A 2,613-nucleotide genomic window follows, 5' to 3' on the forward strand; every position below is an offset into this window, starting at 1 on the left:
TGGCAGATCGTCTGAGTTGGTACGCCTAGTCCACCCAGTTGGTACCCAATTCCGGAGGCCTGGTGCTGTCGCGCGTTTTCGGGTCTTCTAGGTGCAGCAGCACACAGGGTGCTGCTGTTACCAGTGAAGGACGGCAGAGTGGCCAACCACCGAAAAATCATGGAGCTCGTGCTCGCAGGGCACAGCTACACCGACATCGTCGAGAACACTCGATGCTCTCGACGCGATATTTCCGCGGCAAAGAAGACGATCGCCTCTTATCAGATCACCCCAGCTCGGCTTGCGGTGATGAGTGACGCTGATCTCCGGGCGTTGTTCCCAGACGGGCGTGCACGCGTCTCGGACGAGTACGAACAACCCGAGTTCGGTCGGGTGCTGCAATCGATGAAATCGAACCAGCACTTCACCCTGCAGCAGGCCTGGTCGAGGTATGTCAGCCGTTCGGGTGGTGGGAAGAAGTACGGCTACTCGCAGTACTGCCACCTTTTCAGCGAGTACCTCAGAACGAATGATCTCGTCGCGACGATGCAGCACGTCCCGGGCCGGGCGATGCAAGTCGATTGGGCAGGTGACACGGTCGATATCGTCGACCCCGTCACTGGGGAGATCGCGAAGGCGTTCTTGTTCGTCGCGGTGCTCCCGTACTCCGGGGTGGTGTTCTGTCGGGCCTATCTGAACCAGAAGTCCGAGGCGTGGCTTGACGCGCACGCCCAAGCGTTCACCTTCTTTGGTGGGGTGGTGAAGATGATCATTCCGGATAACCCGACGACGTCCACGCATCAGCGCAGGCGCGGGGACCGGGAGCGTGTGATCAACGCCCGTTACCAGCAGCTCGCGGAGCATTACGGGTGCGCGATCGTGCCCGCCCGACCTCGGAAACCCAGGGACAAGGCCGCCGCCGAGAACGCGGTGAATGTCATCAACAAGCGTGTGATCGGATACCTCGCCGAGGACATATGGACGACTCTTGCCGAGGTGAACGAAGCGATCGATGAGCGGGTGTACGAGATCAACCGGGTGCTGCGCCGAGCGAACGGCACTACCCGGTGGGAACTCTTCGAAACCGAAGAGGCCGCTGAGCTTGCCCCGCTCCCAACGGACCGTTTCGAAGATGTCGTCTGGAAAGAGGTGAAGGTAGGGCGGAACTACCACCTGACCTGCGAATCGCAGCACTACTCCGTCCCGTATGAGCATGCCGGCCAGTTGCTGCGGGTGCGCGCCACGTCGTCGATGATCACCGTGTTCGATGGGCACGACATCATCTGCGAGCATGCCAGGCTCACCGGCCGGAAGGGACAGTACTCCACGCTGCCGGAGCATCAGCCAGCCCAGCATCGGGATGTTGACGGGTTGTGGTCGAGGAAATGGTTCACGGCCCGGGCGGCGAGCTTCGGCCCGGCAACGACGGACGTGATCGAGCAGATCCTTGATCGGCACCAGGTCGAAGCGCAAGGGTATTTGGACTGCCAGAACATCCTCGGCACTCTCGGCCGCAACAACCGGGCCAGGCTCGAGGCCGCCTGCCAGGAGCTACTGAACAGTCGCGGGTACCCGACTTACACGATGCTGAAGCGGTTGATGGCGGGTATCACCACCGACACGCAGAAATCAGCAGCGGTGACGCCGGCGGCGTCGACTCGGAAGCGCGTGAGTACCGTGACGTTCACGCCGGCTTCGGACGTGTACGTGCGTGACGCCTCGCATTATGCGCGCGACGAGAACGGGGGCCAGTGATGTTCACGAGCATTGATTACGACAAGTTCCGGGCGCTCAGAGTCACGCACGTCGCGACCCGGCTGGAAGAACTCCTCCGTGACGAAGCCAACGATGATCTCACCCCGGAGCAGCTCTTCCTCACCGCCGTCGATGACACGTTAGAGCAGCGCCGGTTGAACAAGATCGACCGGCTGATCAGGCAGGCCGGGTTCCCGATCCCGCACGCCACGATCGCGGAGATCGATTACCGGGAAGGGCGCGGGATTACCCCGGTTCGGATGAAACGCTACGCGAATCATGCGTGGCGGGCCGACGCGACGAACCTGCTGATCGTGTCGCCCACTGGCGGCGGGAAAACGTTCCTCGCGTGCGCGATAGGGATCGCCGCGTGCCACAACGAGCACTCGGTCACCTACGCCCGAATGGATGACCTCGCGCGCAGGCTCGTGATCGCGAGACACGACGGCATCAAACACCAGCAGCTATTGAATGAGCTGTCCGAGGTTGACCTTCTGATCATCGATGACTTCCTCACCGTTGGCATTGATTCAGATGCGGCGTCGGATCTGTTCGCGGTACTCGCGAACAGGGAGCATCGGGCGCCCACGATGATCGTGTCGCAGTCCGGGCCGGCGTACTGGGTCGAAGCGCTCCCGGACAGGGTCGCTGCGGACTCGATCGTGAACCGGCTCGCGCATCACGCGAGAGAGATCAAGCTCGGCAGCGTCGATATGCGCAAGACCCGCGACGAGGAGGCCAGAGCGAGCGACGGGCACTGGGAATAGGTGCCCGCTAGAGGGGCTGGCCCAAGGCGGGTAATGCTGCGGGCCAGTACCCTCTTCCCGGAACCGAGTACCAACTAGGTGGACGAGGAGTACCTTAAACGACTACTCGCCA

2 protein-coding genes are annotated in these 2,613 nt (G+C 62.0%); both read left to right on the plus strand.

The features are described from left to right. Positions 1-138 precede the first annotated feature (138 nt). A complete protein-coding gene (istA, locus tag AB0O71_RS15380; RefSeq protein ID WP_363746715.1) occupies positions 139-1,734 on the plus strand; it encodes an IS21 family transposase in 1,596 nt (531 codons plus the stop codon). After that, entirely contained in the window at positions 1,734-2,501 is a 768-nt protein-coding gene (locus tag AB0O71_RS15385; RefSeq protein ID WP_363746717.1) for an ATP-binding protein, read from the plus strand. The genes istA and AB0O71_RS15385 overlap by 1 nt, the downstream gene beginning before the upstream one ends. Positions 2,502-2,613 lie beyond the last annotated feature (112 nt).

This window comes from Leucobacter sp. NPDC077196, assembly GCF_040687075.1.
GTDB lineage: Bacteria > Actinomycetota > Actinomycetes > Actinomycetales > Microbacteriaceae > Leucobacter.

What these genes read in the sequence shown, in the direction of transcription:
- AB0O71_RS15385 (WP_363746717.1), top strand. Translation starts at nt 1,734, where the DNA reads ATGTTCACGAGCATTGATTACGACAAGTTCCGGGCGCTCAGAGTCACG.